Consider the following 19,923-nt stretch of genomic DNA (forward strand, 5'->3'; position numbering starts at 1 on the left):
CCCTCCCCCCGCCATATGGCCCGGCCCCGGGGACCGGGCCATACGGCGGGGTGAGGGCTCGGGGGCCCCGGGGTCAGCTGGCCGGGTGGTACAGCACCGCGTCGACCTCGATGGCGAAGCCGGGCAGGTCCGCCTGGATGGTGGTGCGCACCGGCGCCCTGTCACCGAAGTACTCCGCGAACACGCCGTTCATCGCCTGGAAGTCGTCCAGGTCGCGCAGGTAGACCCTGGCCTGGACGGCTTCGGACAGGTCGGCGCCCGCGGCCGCCGCGACGGTGGACAGGTTGTCGAACGTGGCCCGCGCCTGCTCCAGGAACGTGCCCTCGACCACCGACCCGTCGGTGCGGTGCGGCGTCGCCCCGGCGAGGTAGACGAAGTCCCCCGCGACGACCGCGTGGGAGTAGGGGCCGCCGGGCGGTGCGGCGTCCGGGGTGTTGACGATCTTCTTCTCGGACAAGGGTCCTCCTTGGGTTGGGTGGTGCCGGTGGGTACCGGACCGGTTCAGAACAGGGTGCGCACGGCGTCCACGACCCGGCCGTCGCCGTCCAGGACGGGGATCAGCGGCCACTTGTCGAACACCGTGCAGGCGTGGGACAGTCCGAGTTCGACCACGTCACCGACGCGCAGTGCCTCCTCGGCGGGGCCGCTGAGGTCGAGGAACGCGTGGTGGTCGTTGAGCTCGACCACTCGTGCGCCGTCCGTGAGGGGGATCCGCTCCCCGTCGCGCAGTACCGCGCGGGGTACCGGCAGGTCGACGTCGAACGACACGTCCCGCTTGCCGACCCCCAGCAGCGCCCGGCCCGGTTCGGGCCGGGACAGGACCCGGGCGTGGCAGCTCAGCGCGGGGCGCAGGGGGTCGTCGTCGGCGGCGGACCGCAGCGGCGACGCCCGTTCCATGAACAGGTCGTCGTGGGCCAGGTAGCAGCCGGACCGAACGATCCTGCGGATCGGCCGCGACAGCTCCGGGGGCTGCGCGAGGGCGTCGGAGACCAGGTCGGGGTAGCTGCTGCCGCCCGCGGTGACGATCACCTCAGCGGCGCCGTCGAACAGGCCCTCCGCGTCGGCCCGGCGGGCGAAGTCGTACAGGCGGTCCAGCCAGGCGCGCACGCGGTCCGGGGAGTCGTCGTCGCGACGCTGCGGGAACACGCCCTCGAAGGCCTCCACACCGACGAGGGTGAGCGCGGGGCTCGCCGCCACCGTCCGGGCCAGGTCCAGGGCCCGGTCCATGTCCCGGACGCCCGTGCGGCGCCCGGCCACACCCAGTTCCACCAGGACCGGGAGCGAACGGGCGGCCCCGGCCAGGGCGTGTTCCATGATGCGGACCCCTGCGGCGGAGTCCACCAGGCACAGCGGCTCGAAGCCGGGGTCGTCCAGAGCTTCGGCGAGCCACGCCAGCTGCTCCGGTTCCACGACCTCGTTGGCGATCAGGACCCGGGGGACGCCGAAGCGTCGCATCACCCGTGCCTGGGCGACGGTGGCCGCGGTCAGCCCCCACGCCCCCCGCTCCAGCTGCGCCGACCACAGCCCGGGGGCCATCGTGGTCTTGGCGTGCGGGGCGAGGTCGACGCCCCGCTCGGCGCACCAGCGGGCGAAGCGGTCGAGGTTGTGGGTGAGCGCGGCCTCGTCCAGGGTGACGGCGGGCAGCCAGAGGTCACTCAGGTGAAGGTCGGCGGCGCGGACCCGCTCCACCGTGGTGGGGCTTTCCGGCAGGGACCGAGCCTCGACCGGCGCGCGGCCGAGTTCGGTCAGGGGCGCGGCGGGCAGCCCGCCGCCGGTGGCGGAGCCGGTGCGTGGGGACCCCTGGCGGGCGTCCGGGGGGGGGGGTGGGGTGGTCTCGGTCAAGGTGCGCTCCCGTCGTTGTCCGGCTCTCAGGTCCGGTCCGTGGCGGCTGGGCGGGGGAAGGGCTCGTCGAAGTCCTCGGGGCGGTCCAGGCGCCGCACGGCGGAGCGGACCTGCTCCTGGCGGTGTTCCTCGGCGCTCTGCTGGGCCGCGCTCAGGGGAACCCACTCCGGCGGTGGCTCGGCCGCGCGCGGTGTGAGCAGGCGCCCGTCGGCGTAGGTCGCGGTGTTGGTCAGGCGCAGCGGGGCCTCACGTGTGCCGCCGTGCACGTCGATGACCGGGAAGCGCCCCTCCTCGGCGTCGAACACGGCGATGTCGGCGGCCTCGCCCGGGCGCAGCGTCCCGGCGGAGAGGCCGAAGGCGTGGGCGGGGCGGTGGGTCACGGCGGCCACCACGTCGGTCAGGCCCATCCCGGCGGCCAGGGCCTTGCCCATGACGGTCGGCAGGTCGAACGCGGGTCCGTACACCGAACGGATGTGGAGGTCGGTGGAGACGATCGGGACCAGTCCGGCCGCCAGCTCGGCTTCGAGCACGTCGAAGTCGAAGGCGCCGGAGCCGTGGCCGAGGTCGAAGAGCACACCGGAGTCGCGCAGGCGCAGGAGGGTGTCGGAGGGGCGTCCGTCGACGAGCAGGTCGGTGGCGACCCCGGTGGCGCAGTGGGTGACGACGTCGCCTTCGGTGAGCAGCGGCGCGATGTCGGCGAGGTCGGGCGGACCGTAGCCGATGTGCACCATGAGCGGACGCTCCAGGCGTCGTGCCAGCGCCACGGCCCTGTGGAGCGGCTCCAGACCGTGCGTGCCGACGGTGTGGCTGTCCATGCGCGCCTTGACGCCGCAGACCAGGTCGCCGTTGCGTGCCGCCACGGCGGCCGCGGCGTCGACGTCGAGGTTCTCCAGGACGTGGTGCTCGCCGGTGCGCCCGACCAGCCCGATCCCGGAGACGTTGACGAGGGCCCTCACACGGAAGGGCGCGGGTTCGACCACGGAGCGGCGCAGCCCCTCCAGGCCGTAGGCGCCGGCGGAGCCCGCGTCGATCCAGGTCGTGACGCCGGTGCGCCAGGCGATCGGTTCCGGGTCCACGCCCCAGTACGTGGAGCCGTGCAGCACGTGGGTGTGCGCGTCCACCAGGCCGGGAAGCACCAGCCTGCCCCGGACGTCCACGACCCGCGCGGCCCGTTCCACCGGGAGGTCGGCCGCGACCTCGGCGATCCGTCCGGCGCGTACGGCGACGTCGGCCGTCGCGTCACGCCCGCAGGCCGGATCGACGACGCGGCCTCCGCGCAACAGCAGGTCCCACACTCAAGCCACCTCCTTGTGCTGCGTCCTGCGCAACGCTGTTGCGCAATAAACAACATCTTGAATAGCATTCGCCGGTGACGCAGGTCAATACACCCCATGACGCCAGTCACCAGACGAACCGGAGGTCGTGAGTGAGCACGCAGCGACGGAACGAGGTACCACCGCCGCCCTCCCCCGCGAGCTCCCAGGACGCGCTCCTCCCCCCGCTCGACGCCGTGTGCGTGGGCGAGACGATGGCGCTGCTCGTCCCCGAACCGCGCGGGAGCGCCCCTCCCCGCTTCCGCACCGAGGTCGGTGGCGCGGAGTCCAACGTCGCTGTGCACCTCGCCCGCGCCGGACGGACCGTGGGCTGGCGCAGCGCCCTTGGCGGCGACGTGTTCGGACGGCACGTGCGCGAGCGCCTGACCGGCGTCGGCGTGCGCTGCCTGGTCCGCGAGGACCGCGCACGCTCCACCGGGCTGTACATGAAGGAGCCCTCCCCCGAGGGCACACGGGTGCGCTACTGGCGCGCGGGATCGGCCGCCTCCACGCTGCACCGGGGCGACGCGGCCGAGGTGTGGCGGTGGCGGCCCCGCCTGGTGCACACGACCGGCATCACCGCCGTCCTGTCCGACACGGCCGAAGGCCTGGTCCACGAGCTGGTCGGGCAGGCTCCCCCCACCACGCTGCGCTGCTTCGACGTGAACTACCGCCCCGCGCTGCACGGCGGGGACAACGCCGGGCTGCTGCTGGACCTGGCCCGCCGCGCGGACGTGGTGTTCTGCGGTCTCGACGAGGCCCAGGCGCTGTGGGGGGTGCCGACCCTGCCCGAACTGGTCCGGCACCTGACCGGACCGGACGCCGGACCCGACATCCTCGTCGTCAAGCAGGGCGCCCGGGGCGCCACCGCCGTCCGCGACGGACGGACCTGGTTCGAACCCGCGCCCAGGGTGGAGGTCGTTGAACCCGTCGGAGCCGGGGACGCCTTCGCCGCCGGGTTCCTCGACCGTCTGCTGGGCGACGCGCCCCTGCCCGACTGCCTGGCGGAAGGCGCCAGACTGGCCGGGGTGGTGCTCGGCCTCCCCGGCGACATCCCGCCTCCGCCGGAGGGGAGCCCCGCCACCCGGTGAGGCCGTCCCGGTCCGCCGACCACACACAGGGGCCAGGCCCCTGTCGACCAAGGGGAGAACCACCGGTGTCCAACAGTGTCGAACGAGCTCTGCGCATCCTCGTGGAGCTGGCCGACGGCCCCAGCACCATCAGCGAGCTCGGCCGCCGCCTCGACGTGCACCGCACGACCTCACTGCGCCTTCTGCGCACCCTGGAGGAGGAGCGGTTCGTGCGGCGCGCGGACGACGGCGCCTACCGGCTGGGGCCCCGGATGGCGGCCCTCGCGGCCGCCGCACTGGACGGGCTCGACATCCGTGACGGCGCCGCCCGGCACCTCGCGGCGCTGGGCGAGGCCTGCGGCCAGACCATCCACCTGGGTGTGCTCGAGGGCCACCAGGTGATGTACCTGGACAAGGTGGAGTCGCGCCAGGCGGTGCGGATGTACTCCCACATCGGCGCGCTGGCGCCGCTGCACGCCACCGGGATCGGCAAGGTCCTGCTCGCCTACATGTCCGCCGGAGAGCGCGACGCGCTGCTCGGGGCGGACCCCTACCCGCGCTTCACGCCGAACACCCTCACCGACAGGCAGGCGCTCGACGAGGTGCTCGACAGCACCGCTCGCCAGGGGTGGGTCCTGGACGACTTCGAGCACGAGGAGTTCATCCACTGCGTGTCCGCGCCCGTCTTCGACGCGGCCGGGAGGGTGGCGGCGGCGATCTCCGTGTCGGCCCCGAGCATGGTCCTGGACCGGCCGGGGCTGCTCGCGTACACCGAGGACCTCACCTCCACGGCGAGGGCCATCAGCGAAGAACTGGGTTGGAGCCAACGATGACCACGAACGACGGCGCCCGGACGGGCTCGATCCCCCGCTGGTCCGACTTCTTCGGCGCGGGACTCTCCCCGGTCCCCCTGATCCTGATCCTGCGGGGGACCACCCCCGACGAGGCGGTCGCCGCCGCCCGGACCGCGTGGAGCGCCGGGGTGCGACTGGTGGAGGTCACCCAGGAGAGCGCCTCCGGACTGCCCGCACTGGAGGCGGTGGTCCGGGCCGCCGAGGGACGGCTCCCCGTGGGCGCCGGAACGGTGACCACCCCGGAACGGCTGCGTCGCGCGGTGGAGGCGGGCGCCGAGTTCGGCGTGGCCCCGGGGCTCGACCCGGACACCGTCGCGGAGGCCGACCGCCTGGGTGTCCCCTTCCTCCCCGGGGTGTCCTCACCCACCGAGGCGGGCCGCGCGCTCCGGCTGGGCGTCACCACGGTGAAGGCCTTCCCGGCCAACGTGCTCGGGCCCGCGTGGGTGTCCGCGATGGCGGGCCCGTTCCCGGAGCTGCGGGTGGTGGCCACGGGCGGGGTCAACGCCCGCAACGCCGCCGAGTACCTGCGCGCGGGTGCGATCGGCGTGGGTGTGGGCCGCTCCGCGACCGAGGGCGGCGCCCTGGCCGAACTCCTCCGGACCCTCTAGCCCTCCGGAACCTCCTGCGGTGGGCGCACCCTTCGTGCACCATGTGTGTATGGCCTCACCCCCCGAAGCCCACAACCACACCAGCGGACCCGTGTACGGCCACCTGATCCAGGCCCGGGACATCCATGGAGACGTCACCGTGAACGCGGCCCGGTCGGCCGCTCCGGTGCACGACGTCGGCCTCGATCCCCCACGTCTGGCCACGGCCGTGCGCGGGCGCGACGTCCTGTTGGCGGTGCTCCGCGACGCCATGGAACGGGGGGCGCCGGTCCCCCACGTGCTCACCGGCCCCGGCGGGTTCGGCAAGACCACCGTCGCGGCCTCGCTCGCCGAGCACGCCCGGTCCGAGGGCTGGACGGTGTTCTGGGTGCGCCCGGACACGATCCTGCCGAGCATGCTGGAGGTCGCCGTGGAACTCGGCGGCACCCGGGAGGAGGCCGAGGGGTTCAGGACCGCCCCGAGGTCGGCCGCCCGCTGGGTCTGGCGGCACCTGGACGCGTCTCCGCGCCCCTGGCTGCTGGTGATCGACAACGCCGACCAGCCCGAGCTGCTGGACCCGGTGAACAGGCCCGGCGAGCAGCGCGGCTGGATGCGGTCCAGTCCGGGTGGGTTCGTCCTGGTCACCAGCCGAGTGGACGATCCCGCGCTGTGGGCGCCCGCCCAGGTGCACCGCGTGGACTCCCTCGAAGGTCCGGACGCGGTGAACGCGCTCATCGACCACGCGGGAGGACGGGAACTGCCCGGAGCGGAGGAGATGGCCGCGCGCCTCGGCGGAGTCCCCCTCGCCCTCTTCCTGGCCGGGCGCATCCTCGCCACCCACGGGGTCCTCTTCCCCGCCCCGAACTCCCTGTTGGCGCACCTGGACAAGGACCTCGCGCGGCTCGACGAACTCTCCGCACCACTGGTGACCGGTGAGGACGGCGAACGCCGGTTGCTCTCCGGGGTGTGGGAGCTGTCCCTGCGCATGGTGGGCGAACGCGACCCGCACGCTGAGGCCGTGCTGCTGACCCTGGCCCTGCTCGGCCCGCGCAGTCGGACCGTGCCGCTGCGCAGGCTGCCGCTCTCCGGACTGCTCGACCACGTCCTGGCCCCCTCGGAACACCCCTTGGACGAGGCGGCCTTCGCCCGGGCTGTGAACGCACTCGCGGTCCACGGGCTGGTCGAGGTCGACCAACTCCACGAGGAGGTCGGGCTGCGACTGCACCCGCTGGTCTCGGAGACGGTCCGTGCGCGACTCGGCGCGGACGACGCACGCCTGGTCATCGGGGTCGCCGAACTCCTCGCCGGTCAGGTCGACGAGGACCCATGGTTCGAGCTGGGTGCGTTCGCCGCGCTCAACGCCGTGGCCTCACGCGTCCCGGCCCTCGGCCCGGCCTTCCTGGTGGAGACGGGCCTCGCGGAGGCCACCGCCCACATCCAGCTGGGGCAGTTCGCGGAGGCGGAGGGCTCCGCGGGCGCCGCTCGGCGCACCGCTGAGGAGGCACTCGGTCCCGACCACCCCCTCACCCTCCAGGCCCGGCACCTGATCGCGGAGGGGCTGCTCTTCCAGGAGCACGTCTCGGAGGCGGAGCGGGAGTACCTGGCCCTTCTGGAGGACCGTAGGAGGGCCCTCGGCGCAGAACACCCCCGGACCCTGGACACCCTCCACCAGATCGCGCTGGTGGCCGGGATGCGGGACGACTGGGCCTCCGCCCGGGCACAGCACGAGGAGATCCTCCGGGCGAGACTGCGAGTCCAGGGCCCGGAGGCCGTCGAGACCCTGGCCTCGATGGACGCCCTGGGCTACGCCGCGATGCACGAGAGCGACCTCAGCGCGGCGGAGGAGCTGTTCCGGGAGGTCGAGCGGACCCGCAAGCGCCTGCTGGGCCGCGAGCACCGACTCACCATGAACGCCACGTACAAGCTCGGCCTGCTCGCGCTGCGCCGTGGTCGGCCGTCCGACGCCCGGATCCGCTTCCGCGCGGTTCTGGAGACCCGCAGCCGGGTCCTGGGAGAGGACCACCCCCAGACCCAGCTGGCCCGTGAACGACTGGCCGGGGTGCCCCGTCCGGAACCACGCAACTCGGGCGGCTCCTCCGGCTAGCCCGCCACCGGGAGGGCGGCCGGGGCGTCCTCGATGTCGCCGGACACGCCCTCCTGGTAGGCCCTCTTTCCCACCGTGAACACGTAGACGAAGAACAGGACCTCCGCGACCACACCGATGCCGATGGCGATCCACGTGTTGGTGATCCACCCGGTGACCAGGCCCTCGATCAACCCCGAGATGAACAGGACCACCACCAGGCCCAGGACCACCGCGATGGCCGCCCGAGCCTCCTCGCCGAGGGCCCGCAGTCGGGTGCGCTCGCCCGGGGAGATCAGCGACCAGCCGATCTTCAGGCCCACCCCACCGGCGACGAACACGGCCGTCATCTCCAGCAGGCCGTGCGGGAGGATCAGCGCGAAGAACACGTCGCCGCGCCCCATCGCGAACATCATGCCCCCGGCCATCCCGAGGTTGACGGCGTTGAGGAACAGCACGCCGATGGTGGGCAGCCCGAACGCCACTCCGAAGATGATCGCCTGCGCCGCCACCCAGGCATTGTTGGTCCACACCTGGGCTGCGAAGGAACCCGCCGGGTTCTCCACGTAGTAGTTGGCGAAATCGTGCTCGACGTAGCGGGCGATGGACTCGGGGGTGCCCAGGGCCGCCAGGACCTCCGGGTTGGTGGCGATCCACACCCCGGTGACCGTCGCCACGGCGAGGGTCGCGGCGGTCACGCCGATCCACCACCAGCGCAGACGGTAGAGCACGGCCGGGAACACCCGGGTGAAGAAGCCGGTGACGTCGGTCCACGAGGAGGCGTGCGAACCGGTGACCGCGGACCGGGCCCGGGCCACCTGGGAGGTCAGCCGACCGGCCAGTTCCGGATCGTGCCCGGAGGAGCGCACCACCGACAGGTGGGTCGACACTCTCTGATAGAGCTCGACGAGTTCGTCGATCTCCTCACCTGTGAGCGAACGGCGCCGACGCACCAGTTCGTCCAGTCGTTCCCACTCCTGGGCGTGCGCGGCGGCGAACACGTCGATATCCACGTAAGGGACATTACTGGATTCGGTCACCGCCTCCGAGACGGGTGAGAACACGGCCGCGCGCTGGCGGGTAGTGTCAGGGGGACGGTTTCAGACACCCGGTAAGGGAGCGTGCACTGGTGTCCTATCCCGGTGGTGGCGAGACCCGTGACGACATGTACGGCGTGACGCCGCTGGTCACGGGTGACGCGGTGGTACTCGAACTGCGCCCGGCCGGGTTCGCCACGCGCGCGGCGGCGATCGCCATCGACTTCCTCGTACAGGTCATCACGCTGATCGCCCTGGGCCTGGTCGTCAACTGGGTCGCCGTGAGCGTCGACTTCGCCGCGACCAGCGCGCTCTCGCTGGCCGCGACCATCCTCGTCATCGTCGGCTACCCCACCGCGTTCGAGTCGATCTCACGCGGCCGTTCCCTGGGCAAGATGGCCCTGGGACTGCGGGTGGTGGGCACCGACGGCTCCCCCGAACGGTTCCGGCAGGCGCTGGCCCGCGCGCTCTCCGGGTTCGTCGAACTGTGGATGACCATGGGTGTGATCGCCCTGATCACCTCGATGCTCAACCGGGACGGCCGCAGGGTCGGGGACTTCGTGGCGGGGACCATGGTGGTGGAGGAGCGCACCGGCGGCCGCCGCGACGCGGCCATCCCCATGCCGCCGCACCTGGCCGCCTGGGCCGCGACCACCGAGCTGTCGCGCCTGTCCCCGGAGACCGCCAACGCAGCGCGCCAGTACGTCCTGCGCTACGGCGAGCTGGCCGAGCACACCCGCCACGAGATGGGCACCCAGCTCGCCGATTCAGTGGCCTCGCAGATCAGCCCGCTCCCGCCGCCCGGCACCACCCCGCCGTACTTCCTCGCCGCCGTGCTGGCCGAGCGCCGCCGACGCAGCCTGGAGGCCATGAACCCCGGCCACACCGGACGGGGTCAGGGGCGCCAGGATCTGAGGTAGGCCTCCTGGTCGGGGGTGAGGACGTCGATGCCCACCCCCAGGGCGGTCAGTTCCAGCCGGGCCACCTCGTTGTCGGTCTCCTCCGGCACCTCCACCACTCCGGGGGCGAGGGTGGCGTGCTCCCTGGCCAGCCACTCGGTGGTGAGGGCCTGCACGGCGAACGACATGTCCATGACGGCGGCCGGGTGGCCCTCGGCGGCGCCCAGGTTGACCAGCCGCCCCTCGGAGAGCAGCAGCAGCCTGCGGCCATCGGCGAACTCGTACTCGTCGGCCTGTTCACGCACACCACGGTCCACGCCGACGGACAGCGACTCCAGCGCGTTGAGGTCGATCTCCAGGTCGAAGTGGCCCGAGTTGGCCAGGATCGCCCCGTCCCGCATCACCGCCAGGTGTTCACGGCGGATCACGTCGCGGTTCCCGGTGGCGGTGACGAACACGTCCCCGACCGGAGCGGCCGTCTCCATGGTGGCGACGGTGTACCCCTGCATCACGGCGTCCAGCGCCTTGACCGGGTCCACCTCGGTGACGACCACGTGGGAGCCCATGCCCCGGAACCTCTCGGCCAGGCCCCGCCCGCAGTAACCGAACCCGGCCACGACGACGGTCCGCCCGGCCAGGAGCGTGTTGGTGGCGCGCAGGACCCCGTCCACGGTCGACTGCCCGGTGCCGTAGCGGTTGTCGAACATCCGCTTGGTACGGGTGTCGTTGACCGCGACCATCGGCAGCCGGAGTTCGCCCTCCGCGCTCATCCTGCGCAGCCGGATCACGCCGGTGGTGGTCTGCTCGCAACCGCCGAGAACCCCCTCCAGCAACTCGGGACGGCCCACGTGCGCGGTGTTGACCAGGTCGCAGCCGTCGTCCAGCAACAGGTGCGGCCGGGACTCCAGGACGGTGACCAGGTTGCGGTCGTAGGCGGCGGTGTCCATCCCCGCCCACGCGTGCACGGCGACCCCGTACTCGGCGACCAGGGCGGCGGCGGTGTCGTCCTGCGTGGACAGCGGGTTGGAGGCGGCCAGCCACACCTGTGCCCCGCCCGCGCGCAGGACGCGGAGCAGGTTGGCGGTCTCGGCGGTGACGTGCAGGCAGGCTGCCACCCGGAGCCCGTCGAGCGGCCGTTCCTCGGCGAACCGGGCGCGGACGCTGCGCAGGACCGGCATGGAGCGTTCGGCCCACGCCACACGGCGGACCCCGGCCTTCGCGAGGCCGAGGTCCGCCACCTCGTGTGAGGGAGGAGTCATCTGTGGAACGACTCGCCCCTAGTAGCGGTAGTGGTTGGGCTTGAACGGCCCGGCCACGTCCACACCGATGTAGGCGGCCTGCTCCTTGGTGAGCTCGGTCAGCTTGACGCCGAGCGCGTCCAGGTGCAGACGGGCGACCTTCTCGTCGAGGATCTTCGGCAGCGTGTACACGTCGGTCGGGTACTCGTCGGGCTTGGTGAACAGCTCGATCTGCGCGATGACCTGGTTGGTGAAGCTGTTGGACATCACGAAGCTGGGGTGCCCGGTGGCGTTGCCCAGGTTCAGCAGGCGGCCCTCGGAGAGCACCAGAACGGACTTGCCGTTCTCCTGGGTCCACTCGTGGACCTGCGGCTTGATCTCCTTCTTGGTGATCCCGGGGACCTTCGCCAGACCGGCCATGTCGATCTCGTTGTCGAAGTGGCCGACGTTGCCGACGATCGCCTGGTGCTTCATGCGCAGGATCTGGTCGGCCATGATCACGTTGAAGTTGCCGGTGGTGGTGACGAAGATGTCACCGACCTCCAGCACGTCCTCCAGCGTGGTGACCTGGAACCCGTCCATGGCCGCCTGGAGGGCGTTGATCGGGTCGATCTCGGTGACGATGACGCGGGCGCCCTGCCCGCGCAGCGCCTCGGCCGAGCCCTTGCCGACGTCGCCGTAACCGCAGATCACGGCGACCTTGCCGCCGATGAGAACGTCGGTGGCGCGCATGATGCCGTCCGGCAGCGAGTGGCGGATGCCGTACTTGTTGTCGAACTTGCTCTTGGTGACGGAGTCGTTGACGTTGATCGCCGGGAACGACAGGCTGCCGTCACGCTGCATCTCGTAGAGGCGGAGCACACCGGTGGTGGTCTCCTCCGTGACGCCCTTGATGTCCCCGGCGATGGTGGTCCACTTGGTGGAGTCCTTCTTGAGGCTCTCCTGGAGGAGGGTCAGGACGACCTCGAACTCCTCGCTGTCAGCCGTTGAGGGGTCCGGTACGGCGCCGGCCTTCTCGAACTCGGCGCCCTTGTGGACGAGCATGGTGGCGTCGCCGCCGTCGTCCAGGATCATGTTGGGGCCCTCGGCGCCGGGCCAGGTGAGGGCCTGCTCGGTGCACCACCAGTACTCCTCCAGCGTCTCGCCCTTCCAGGCGAAGACGGGGACGCCCTTGGGGTCGTCGACGGTGCCGTCGGGGCCGACCACCACGGCGGCCGCGGCGTGGTCCTGGGTGGAGAAGATGTTGCAGGAGACCCAGCGGACCTCGGCGCCCAGGGCGATGAGCGTCTCGATCAGGACCGCGGTCTGCACGGTCATGTGCAGGGAGCCCATGATGCGGGCGCCCGTGAGGGGCTTGCTGTCGCCGAACTCGGCGCGGGTGGCCATGAGGCCGGGCATCTCGTGCTCGGCGAGACGGATCTCGTCGCGGCCGAACTCGGCCAGGGAGAGATCGGCGACCTTGAAGTCGAAAGCCATGCGTTCCTCACTCGTCAAGTCATGGGTTGCCACCCGATTCTAGGCCCGCGACCACCCTCTGCACACAAACCTCACACAGAGATGTCAGATTCGCGCGATGTGGGGCCGGTGTTGGGTTAGGGTCACCTGCATGGCCGCCCTCGACGACGACCCCACAGCGCACGGACCGCAGGACGCGCCGGTCCCCATCTCCGCGGCAGCCGAGCGGGTCGGCAGCACGGCCCGCATGCTGCGCTACCGCGAGGGACTCGGCCTGCTCCCCCGCACCCAGGAACAACCCACCGGGCGGGGCCACCGACACCGCCGGTTCACGGAGGAGGACCTGCGCACGATCGCGGGTGGGCTGGAGCTGGAGCGCGAGTTCGACATCCCTCCCGCCGCGCTCGCCTTCGCCCTGCGGGTCCTCGCCGAACCCGAGGTGCTGGCCCGGGTGCGCGCGCACGGCGAACGTCTGGGCAGGTTGGCGGCCGCCCCCACCCGCGCACTGGACTTCGAGAAGGAGAAGGCCATGCGCCTGCTGCACTCCCGACGCCCCGCACCCACCGGTACCGGGACGCGCAACAACAACTCTGGTTGACCCGGGGACACGGCCGTCACCGGACACCCGCACCTAACGTTCGGCATGTTTTGGCAAAGAGTCCACGGGCTACGGATGAGACCGTGGACAGCCAACTCGGCGACACGGCCTGGGAGACACTCCCCGAGCGCGTGCGCGAAGACCTCAGGGACGTCGACCTGCTCCGGAACGTCTGGGCCAAGCGGCGCCAGGACCGGCCCCACCAGCAACACGGGGCCGCGCGACGGGAACTGACGCGGGACCGCGTCCGGGAGTGGGGCGGCGGGCCCGACCTCACCGACCTGCTCCTGCACGGCGAGCCAGGGTCCGGAGAACCCATCACCGGGCCTCACGTGGCCGCCCTGGCCGGGCGGGTGGCCGAACTCCCCTCCGGTGGGGAGCGCCGGGGCAACGCGCCCGAGAGCCCCCCGTTGCGGCCGCTCCGGACCGCGCTGTCCACCGAACACACGATCCGCCTGGCCCGCGCCGCCAGTGTTCCCGCCCACCCGGTGGTGCGGGCCGCGCACACCTACGCCGAGTGCGTGCGGGTGGCGGCCGAGGCTTCCGGGGAGGAACCGGACGGCGGCGGGGCGACCTGGGCCCTGCCCTGGGTACTGGCCTCACGGGTCCTCCAGCGGGCCGACCTGCCTCCTCTGCTCCTGGACCCCGGCACACCTCCGCCCGCCCCGGTGGACAAGCGAGACCCCGAGGAGGAGCTCGCGCCCCTGGTCTCCCACATGGCGCGTCTGGTCACCGGGGCGCTTCGCGACGAACTCGCGTGGAACCCGGAGGCGGTGGCCCCGACGGGTCGCCCCGTCCCCCCGCTGACCGCCGTGACGCGCCGCCGGATCCTGGACCACGTGCGGTCCCGGCGCGGCTCGGTCGCGTTCCTGCTGAGCGCCCTGGACCCGGCGGCGACCGCCACCGTGACCTCGGGCGACGGCGGCCGGGGTGGGACCGCGGCGCACTGGTGGACCTGCCTGGAACTGGTGGCGGACGGGGCGTCGATGGCCCTGTACGTGGTCGTGCGGGACGTCGGCAGCCCGCCCTCGGGGGTGTTGGCGGTGACGGCGAACGCGCGCCTGGTGACCCCTGAGGGGGCGCGGCGGGCGCTGGAGATGTCCCGGAGCGAGAGCGTCACCGTGCTGCCCACGGACTGCGTGGACGATCGCTGGCCGCAGGTACGGGACCTGGTGGACGAGGCGGTCTCGCGCGCCGTCGACGGGCTCACCCGGGGTTGAGCTCGGAGGCGGGCCCTGTCGTCAGCCGCTGAGGCCCAGGATCAGCAGGAGCAGCAACAGGATGATGATGGTGACCAGCACCGCCGGGATCACCCAGCCCTGCTGGAGGATCGAGTCCTGCTGGCTCGGCTGCTGGTGCGGCGTGTAGGTCTGGTTCGGGTTGGCCGCCCCGGTCATCATCGGGTTGGCGCCCTGGTGCACGGCCTGCGACTGGTGGTGCTGGCCCGGCGCGCCCGGCCTCGGGTTGGACATGCCCGGGTGTGCGGCGAACCCGGCCTGCCGCGGATCCGAGCTCATCGGGTGGCCGACCTGCCCCGGACGGGGGTTGGAGGTCCCCGGGTGAGCGCCGAACGGGCCCGGGTTGGACACGCCCGGCGGGTAACCCATACCCGGCTGCCCGCCGGTCTGCGGGTACTGCACGGGCGGCAGCTGGTTGCCGTTGAGCATGCCGGTCTGGGCGACCCGCTCGCCCTGCTGGAGGGCGTCGTCGGCGTTGTTCGAGGGGTGGGCCGGGCCGTCGTGGCCGAGCAGCCGCATGAGCAGGGTCTGGGCGTTCGGGCGGCGGTTCGGGTCCTTGTCCAGGCAGGACTCCACGATCGGCCGCAGCGCCTCGTCCAGCCCGTCCAGGTCCGGCGGAGCGCTCACCACGCGGTGCACGACCGCCGGAACGGTGTCGGATCCGAACGGCGCGCGGCCGGTCGAGGCGAACGCGATCACGCAGCCCCAGGCGAAGATGTCGCACTTGTCGGTGATCCCGCGGCCCTCGATCTGCTCCGGCGCCATGTAGGAGGGCGTACCGACGATCGAGTTGGTCATCGTGGCGGTGCCGTCGTCGACCCGGGCGATACCGAAGTCGATCACCCGCGGACCGTCCGGGCCCAGCAGCACGTTGCCCGGCTTGAAGTCGCGGTGGACGATCCCCGCCTTGTGGATGGCCACGAGCGCCGTGGCGGTGGAGACGGCCAGGCGCTGGAGCGCGGCGCCCCGCACCGCCTTGCCCTTGGCCACCGTCTCCTGAAGGTCCTTGCCCGGCACGAACTCGCTGACCACGTAGGGCGGTTCGCTGTCGAGCTGGGCGTCGATGACGGCCGCAGTGCAAAAGGACGCGACCCGCTGGGCGGCCCGCACCTCCTTCTCGAACCGCTTGCGCAGGTCGGCGTCGGCGGACCACTGGTCGTTGAGGACCTTCACCGCGTACTCGTCGCCGTTGCCGTCCTCGGCGAGGTAGACGACCCCCTGGCCGCCCTTCCCGAGACGTCCGGTCACGCTGTAGGCGCCGAACGAGGAGGGGTCGCTCGGCAGTAGCGATTCGGGACCGGGCATCGATGTCCTCCGGAGGTGGGCTGAGCGGGGGCGCAGCATCAGATTAACGGGCACGGGACGCCGGGCGGGGCCGCGATCAGCCGCGGCCCCGGCGGTGTCCCCTCACCCGGGCGTACCGGATATGACTACCGAAACGCCGGGATCGTTCCGTCACCCACCCAACCTTTTCCCGCCGTTCAGGAGAGCGTGCGCGCCTCGTCCACCAGCAGGACGGGGATCCCGTCGCGGATGGGATAGGCCAGGCCGCTCTCGTCGCAGACCAGTTCGTCGGTCTCCGGGTCGTGGCGGAGCGGGGCCTGGCTCTTCGGGCAGGCCAGGATCTCCAGCAGCCAGCCGTCGATCTTCGTGCTCATGGTTCTCGTTCCTCGTGTGGTGGCCGTGTCGGCGCGGGCTAGGTGCGGACGAGGGCCAGGACCTCGTCGCGCAGGCGCGTCACGGCGGAGTCGTCAGGGGCCTCGACGTTGAGTCGCAGCAGCGGCTCGGTGTTGGAGGCGCGCAGGTTGAACCACGCGCCGTCCGGCAGGGTGACGCTGAGGCCGTCGAGCTCGTCGACGGTCACCCCGTCCCTGCCCACGAACGCCGCGCGCACCGCGGCCATGCGACCAGCGGCGTCGGCGACCCTGGAGTTGACCTCTCCCGAGGCCGCGTACCGGGAGTACTCCTGCGTGATCTGCGAGAGCGGACGCTCGTCCGCACCCAGGACACGCAGGACGTGCATGGCCGCGAGCATACCCGTGTCGGCCTTCCAGAAGTCCCGGAAGTAGTAGTGGGCGGAGTGCTCCCCGCCGAAGATCGCGCCGGTCTCGGCCATGGTCGCCTTGATGAAGGAGTGGCCGACCCGGGTGCGGACGGGCTTGCCGCCGCGCTCGGTGACGATCTCGGGGACCGCCGCCGAGGTGATGAGGTTGTGGATGATGGTGCCGCCGGGCTCGCGCTTGAGCTCCTGGGAGGCAACCAGCGCGGTGACCGCGGACGGGGAGACGGGTTCGCCGCGCTCGTCGATCACGAAGCAGCGGTCGGCGTCGCCGTCGAAGGCCAGACCGAGGTCGGCACCGGTCTCACGGACCTTGGCCTGGAGGTCCACCAGGTTGTCCGGGTCCAGCGGGTTGGCCGGGTGGTTGGGGAAGGTGCCGTCCAGTTCGAAGTACAGGGGGACGACCTCCAACGGCAGGCCCTGCTCCAGGACGGCCGGGACGGTCAGGCCGCCCATGCCGTTGCCCGCGTCCACGACGACCTTGAGCTGGCGGGAACCCGAGAGGTCGACGAGCTCGCGCAGGTAGTCGGCGTACCCGGGAAGCAGGTCCCGCTCGGTGACGGTGCCCTTCGGCCCCTCGTGGGCGTCCAGGTCCTTCGCGCCGGACAGGAAGTCCTCGGCGAGCCCGCGCACGTCGGCCAGGCCGGTCTCGGCGCTGATCGGCGCGGCGCCCGCGCGGCACATCTTGATGCCGTTGTACTCGGCCGGGTTGTGGCTGGCGGTGAACATGGCGCCGGGCAGGTCCAGGGAGCCGGAACCGTAGTACAGGAGGTCGGTGGAGCCGAGCCCGGCGAAGACCACGTCCACGCCCTGGGAGGTGACTCCGTCCGCGAAGGCACGGGCGAGTTCCGGCGAGGAGGGGCGCATGTCGTGGGAGACCACGACGGCGGGTCCGCCGGCCACCAGGGCGAAGGCGGCACCGATCGCTCGAGCGATGTCGGAGTTGAAGGTGTCCGGAATCACACCGCGTACGTCGTATGCCTTGAAGATGCTTCCGAGGTCAGCCACGTCTGCTCCGGCCAGGTCGATCCTGCGACGAATTCGGTACAGCGCCCCGTTGTTCGAGCGCCGTACAAAACTAGCAAGAGCGGACCGGGTCAGCCGTTCGGGTGGTGTGGCGGGCGTTGCTCACCCCGGTCGGACTTGACCACGCGCAGGTGACCCCGGCGCAACGTCTCGTGCCCCTCCCCCACGGGCTCACCGGGGGACGGCTCTTGGCGCGCGGGCGGCCGCGCCGCCTCACGTACGGCGTCGGCCAGGGCCTCCAGGTCGTCACTGCCGGGACCTCCTCCCGACGTCTCGACCGGAAGCCGAACGACATCCCAGCCACGCGGTGCGGTCAACCGTTCGGCGTGGATCGCGCACAGGTCGTAACAGTGCGGTTCCACGTAGGCGGCGAGCGGACCGAGGACTGCGGTGGAGTCGGCGTAGACGTACGTGAGCGTGAATACGGCGGGCTGCCTGCACGCGGTGCGGGAACAGCGTCGAACATGGCTCACAGCGTTTGACTGTATGCCTTTACCGAGGGACACGCCAGCATCGTCCCATGACCTGCACAGTTTTTGGGCGACTGTTCTTGACCCGGTGGGTCGGCGTCCCGATTCTTCCCAGGCGCCGGGACTTCGCGCAGCGCCCGTGATGGCTTAGTCTCGAAGTGTGCGACGAGTGCGCCTTTCCAGTGGCCAACCAGACAGAGTGCGGCGCCGGGACCGCCGGGGTCGAGGCATCCGCGGTCCTCTCGTGCCGTCTGACCTGCCCGTCTCCCGGAGCCGAGCGCAGGCCTTCGACGATCTCGTCCTCGACGCCGTCGAACGCCTGGAGCGCCTGTGGGCGCGTGAGCTGGCGAACGTCGACTTCCTCGTGGAGGACGTTCCCCCGGTCCCGCTCCACGGCGACCTCGCCGAGGCGATCCCCTTCTCCCGCCTGGAGATCGACCCCGCCGGCCGGGCCCGGATCATCGTCTACCGGCGTCCGGTGGAGATCCGGACCAAGGACCCCGAAGAACTGGCCCTCCTGGTCCACGAGGCTGTCGTGGAGGAAGTGGCCAACCTCCTCGGAGTCGAACCCGAGTCCGTCGACCCGGAGAACTGATCACCTCAGGGAGTTCTCCAGCTCGTTCAGGCAGGCGCGCCACCCCACCGTGGTGCGCTCTGCCCACTCCCTGCCCGTGAACGTGTGAGCCAGCACCAGTCGGCCGTCACCCTCCAAGGTGAGGCGCAGCTGGTGCTCTCCCGTCTCCGGGTCGAACTCCCGGAAGCCGAACACCCGCGGCGGCTCGACCTCCGTGACCACGGCCGTCGTCTCCCCGCCCTCCTCGTCCCGGAAGGCGATCTCCCCGCCGACCCTCAGGTCCAGTCGCTCGACCGCCATCGGGTACCAACGGTTCAGCCCCTCGGGCTCCGTGATGGCCCGCCACACGGCCTCCGCCGGGTACCCCAGGTTCCGTTCCACCGTCAGTGTCCACCGGTCGTCACCCAGCGACACCAGGTCCATCTCACCCATGACTCCCCCTCCAACCGATCCCTCTCCCCTCACTACCCACATCGCCCCCACCAGCCCCGCCGGAACTGTGCGCCCTGAGTAGAAGTGGAGAATCTGCGAGCCATCCCCGCGTGCGCGGGGAGCAGCGGGGCAACCGTCATCAGGAGTCGTTCACCTTGGGTCCATCCCCGCGTGCGCGGGGAGCAGCCGGCCGCCGTTGTTGACCCCGACTCTGAGACGGGTCCATCCCCGCGTGCGCGGGGAGCAGCGGAGCTGTCCCGCCCCGAGGAGCCTCGATGTGGGTCCATCCCCGCGTGCGCGGGGAGCAGATCGCGGCCACGGTCTCCGTGAACTGCAACACGGGTCCATCCCCGCGTGCGCGGGGAGCAGCCGCCAGTCGTGCGAGCCAGGCCCGCCCCTCAGGGTCCATCCCCGCGTGCGCGGGGAGCAGCGGGTTCCCCGAGATGCCGACGTACTTCCCGGCGGGTCCATCCCCGCGTGCGCGGGGAGCAGCGGGGGTGCTTTGTTGTGCCTGCCATCCTGCCCGGGTCCATCCCCGCGTGCGCGGGGAGCAGGTCGCGGTTGCGATCGGCACGGCGCTGGTCGTGGGTCCATCCCCGCGTGCGCGGGGAGCAGAGTTGAAGAAATACCTTGGCCGTATCGCGGTCGGGTCCATCCCCGCGTGCGCGGGGAGCAGTTGTCTATCAACATGGACGGCAGAGTGCCCACGGGTCCATCCCCGCGTGCGCGGGGAGCAGTGGGACGCTCGCGGCTCTCTCACAAACGACCGGGGTCCATCCCCGCGTGCGCGGGGAGCAGGTCTGGTCAGCGATCCAGGCGGGCGCGATGTGGGGTCCATCCCCGCGTGCGCGGGGAGCAGACTTTTTCACCTGGGAACTTACCGGTGGTAAGTGCTCGTTTTTCCAATTTGTTGAGAAACAGACAAAACCGGCATCCGCCTTCGTTGTTGCTGTCACGGGCGAGCCTATAGCGAGAGCGATGGACTCCTCCACGCCCGCGCTGACCGGGATGCGTGTCGCGGCTGGTCACGCGCGCCATCGAAACCACGGCGGCGAGGGCGGCCGGTGCGTGGGGTTGGGCGGTCTTCGCCTGGTGGGTGGGGGTGGAGGCCGACCCGGTCTCGGCGGTGGGAACGGGTGCTTGTGCGG

General features: G+C 71.7%; 19 protein-coding genes and 1 CRISPR repeat array. Of the genes, 8 read left to right on the forward strand and 11 right to left on the reverse strand.

Features of this window, described 5'->3' with window-relative positions; genetic code table 11:
- Positions 1–73 precede the first annotated feature (73 nt).
- From ADX84_RS22000 to ADX84_RS22010, 3 genes are read right to left on the reverse strand one after another with little or no spacing between them, the layout of a single operon-like run.
- A complete protein-coding gene (locus ADX84_RS22000; RefSeq protein ID WP_049578630.1) occupies positions 74–457 on the reverse strand; it encodes a RidA family protein in 384 nt (127 codons plus the stop codon).
- A gap of 44 nt (positions 458–501) precedes the next feature.
- Entirely contained in the window at positions 502–1,842 is a 1,341-nt protein-coding gene (locus ADX84_RS22005) for an alanine racemase (protein ID WP_049578632.1), read from the reverse strand.
- A gap of 26 nt (positions 1,843–1,868) precedes the next feature.
- Complete coding sequence (locus ADX84_RS22010; RefSeq protein ID WP_049578634.1) at positions 1,869–3,137, reverse strand: amidohydrolase family protein; 1,269 nt, start codon at positions 3,135–3,137, stop codon at positions 1,869–1,871.
- 233 nt (positions 3,138–3,370) lie between these two features.
- Between ADX84_RS22010 and ADX84_RS22015 the strand changes: the two genes are divergently transcribed.
- The 4 genes from ADX84_RS22015 to ADX84_RS22030 all read left to right on the forward strand — a co-directional run bounded on the left by ADX84_RS22015 (position 3,371) and on the right by ADX84_RS22030 (position 7,770).
- Positions 3,371–4,246, forward strand: a complete 876-nt coding sequence (locus ADX84_RS22015) for a sugar kinase (protein ID WP_049578666.1) — start codon at positions 3,371–3,373, stop codon at positions 4,244–4,246.
- A 65-nt stretch (positions 4,247–4,311) separates the two neighbouring features.
- A complete protein-coding gene (locus ADX84_RS22020) occupies positions 4,312–5,058 on the forward strand; it encodes an IclR family transcriptional regulator (protein WP_049578636.1) in 747 nt (248 codons plus the stop codon).
- Positions 5,055–5,687 (forward strand): bifunctional 4-hydroxy-2-oxoglutarate aldolase/2-dehydro-3-deoxy-phosphogluconate aldolase, encoded by a 633-nt coding sequence (locus ADX84_RS22025; RefSeq protein WP_049578638.1) that lies wholly within the window; start codon positions 5,055–5,057, stop codon positions 5,685–5,687. Before ADX84_RS22020 ends, ADX84_RS22025 begins: the two co-directional genes overlap by 4 nt.
- Before the next feature lie 49 nt (positions 5,688–5,736).
- Complete coding sequence (locus tag ADX84_RS22030) at positions 5,737–7,770, forward strand: tetratricopeptide repeat protein (protein WP_049578668.1); 2,034 nt, start codon at positions 5,737–5,739, stop codon at positions 7,768–7,770.
- On the opposite strand, the gene ADX84_RS22035 is transcribed toward ADX84_RS22030, so the two are convergent.
- Positions 7,767–8,762 (reverse strand): stage II sporulation protein M, encoded by a 996-nt coding sequence (locus ADX84_RS22035; RefSeq protein WP_049578641.1) that lies wholly within the window; start codon positions 8,760–8,762, stop codon positions 7,767–7,769. The genes ADX84_RS22030 and ADX84_RS22035 overlap by 4 nt on opposite strands.
- A gap of 116 nt (positions 8,763–8,878) precedes the next feature.
- Here ADX84_RS22035 and ADX84_RS22040 point away from each other — a divergent pair, with 116 nt between their 5' ends.
- Positions 8,879–9,706 (forward strand): RDD family protein, encoded by an 828-nt coding sequence (locus ADX84_RS22040; RefSeq protein WP_049578643.1) that lies wholly within the window; start codon positions 8,879–8,881, stop codon positions 9,704–9,706.
- Here ADX84_RS22040 and ahcY (ADX84_RS22045) read toward each other — a convergent pair.
- Together ahcY (ADX84_RS22045) and ahcY (ADX84_RS22050) are read right to left on the reverse strand one after the other, a co-directional pair.
- The gene (gene ahcY, locus ADX84_RS22045) at positions 9,682–10,944 is read right to left on the reverse strand and encodes an adenosylhomocysteinase (protein ID WP_049578645.1); all 1,263 of its coding nucleotides are present in this window, start codon (positions 10,942–10,944) and stop codon (positions 9,682–9,684) included. The genes ADX84_RS22040 and ahcY (ADX84_RS22045) overlap by 25 nt on opposite strands.
- A gap of 18 nt (positions 10,945–10,962) precedes the next feature.
- The gene (gene ahcY / locus ADX84_RS22050) at positions 10,963–12,399 is read right to left on the reverse strand and encodes an adenosylhomocysteinase (protein ID WP_049578647.1); all 1,437 of its coding nucleotides are present in this window, start codon (positions 12,397–12,399) and stop codon (positions 10,963–10,965) included.
- A 130-nt stretch (positions 12,400–12,529) separates the two neighbouring features.
- Between ahcY (ADX84_RS22050) and ADX84_RS22055 the strand changes: the two genes are divergently transcribed.
- On the forward strand, positions 12,530–12,976 hold the full coding sequence (locus ADX84_RS22055; protein ID WP_049578650.1) for a MerR family transcriptional regulator: 447 nt from the start codon (positions 12,530–12,532) through the stop codon (positions 12,974–12,976).
- Positions 12,977–13,059: 83 nt separating this feature from the next.
- Positions 13,060–14,196, forward strand: a complete 1,137-nt coding sequence (locus ADX84_RS22060; RefSeq protein WP_049578652.1) for a hypothetical protein — start codon at positions 13,060–13,062, stop codon at positions 14,194–14,196.
- 21 nt (positions 14,197–14,217) lie between these two features.
- On the opposite strand, the gene ADX84_RS22065 is transcribed toward ADX84_RS22060, so the two are convergent.
- The 4 genes from ADX84_RS22065 to ADX84_RS22075 all read right to left on the reverse strand — a co-directional run bounded on the left by ADX84_RS22065 (position 14,218) and on the right by ADX84_RS22075 (position 17,772).
- Positions 14,218–15,519, reverse strand: coding sequence for a serine/threonine-protein kinase (locus ADX84_RS22065; RefSeq protein ID WP_049578654.1), 1,302 nt, complete (start codon positions 15,517–15,519; stop codon positions 14,218–14,220).
- Between the two features lie 176 nt (positions 15,520–15,695).
- Positions 15,696–15,872 carry a Trm112 family protein gene (locus ADX84_RS25795; RefSeq protein WP_017542448.1) on the reverse strand — a complete coding sequence of 59 codons (177 nt, stop codon included), beginning with the start codon at positions 15,870–15,872 and terminating at the stop codon, positions 15,696–15,698.
- Positions 15,873–15,910: 38 nt separating this feature from the next.
- Positions 15,911–17,281: a phosphomannomutase/phosphoglucomutase gene (locus ADX84_RS22070; RefSeq protein WP_049578656.1), complete on the reverse strand. Its 1,371-nt coding sequence runs from the start codon at positions 17,279–17,281 to the stop codon at positions 15,911–15,913.
- 89 nt (positions 17,282–17,370) lie between these two features.
- The gene (locus ADX84_RS22075; RefSeq protein WP_049578659.1) at positions 17,371–17,772 is read right to left on the reverse strand and encodes a DUF3499 domain-containing protein; all 402 of its coding nucleotides are present in this window, start codon (positions 17,770–17,772) and stop codon (positions 17,371–17,373) included.
- 196 nt (positions 17,773–17,968) lie between these two features.
- Here ADX84_RS22075 and ADX84_RS22080 point away from each other — a divergent pair, with 196 nt between their 5' ends.
- Positions 17,969–18,364 (forward strand): metallopeptidase family protein, encoded by a 396-nt coding sequence (locus tag ADX84_RS22080; RefSeq protein WP_049578661.1) that lies wholly within the window; start codon positions 17,969–17,971, stop codon positions 18,362–18,364.
- On the opposite strand, the gene ADX84_RS22085 is transcribed toward ADX84_RS22080, so the two are convergent.
- Entirely contained in the window at positions 18,365–18,775 is a 411-nt protein-coding gene (locus ADX84_RS22085; RefSeq protein WP_049578664.1) for an SRPBCC domain-containing protein, read from the reverse strand. It abuts the gene before it with no gap.
- A gap of 96 nt (positions 18,776–18,871) precedes the next feature.
- Positions 18,872–19,634: a CRISPR direct-repeat array (repeat unit 29 nt; unit sequence GGGTCCATCCCCGCGTGCGCGGGGAGCAG).
- The last annotated feature ends 289 nt before the right edge of the window (positions 19,635–19,923 follow it).

This window comes from Nocardiopsis sp. SBT366 (assembly GCF_001083815.1).
GTDB lineage: Bacteria > Actinomycetota > Actinomycetes > Streptosporangiales > Streptosporangiaceae > Nocardiopsis > Nocardiopsis prasina.

Excerpts from the sequence above, each read along its gene's own strand:
- ahcY (WP_049578647.1), bottom strand. The coding sequence starts at position 12,399 with ATGGCTTTCGACTTCAAGGTCGCCGATCTCTCCCTGGCCGAGTTCGGC.
- ADX84_RS22085 (WP_049578664.1), bottom strand. The coding sequence starts at position 18,775 with ATGGGTGAGATGGACCTGGTGTCGCTGGGTGACGACCGGTGGACACTG.
- ADX84_RS22015 (WP_049578666.1), top strand. The coding sequence starts at position 3,371 with ATGGCGCTGCTCGTCCCCGAACCGCGCGGGAGCGCCCCTCCCCGCTTC.
- ADX84_RS22030 (WP_049578668.1), top strand. The coding sequence starts at position 5,737 with ATGGCCTCACCCCCCGAAGCCCACAACCACACCAGCGGACCCGTGTAC.
- ADX84_RS25795 (WP_017542448.1), bottom strand. The coding sequence starts at position 15,872 with ATGAGCACGAAGATCGACGGCTGGCTGCTGGAGATCCTGGCCTGCCCG.
- ADX84_RS22055 (WP_049578650.1), top strand. The coding sequence starts at position 12,530 with ATGGCCGCCCTCGACGACGACCCCACAGCGCACGGACCGCAGGACGCG.
- ADX84_RS22065 (WP_049578654.1), bottom strand. The coding sequence starts at position 15,519 with ATGCCCGGTCCCGAATCGCTACTGCCGAGCGACCCCTCCTCGTTCGGC.
- ADX84_RS22025 (WP_049578638.1), top strand. The coding sequence starts at position 5,055 with ATGACCACGAACGACGGCGCCCGGACGGGCTCGATCCCCCGCTGGTCC.
- ahcY (WP_049578645.1), bottom strand. The coding sequence starts at position 10,944 with ATGACTCCTCCCTCACACGAGGTGGCGGACCTCGGCCTCGCGAAGGCC.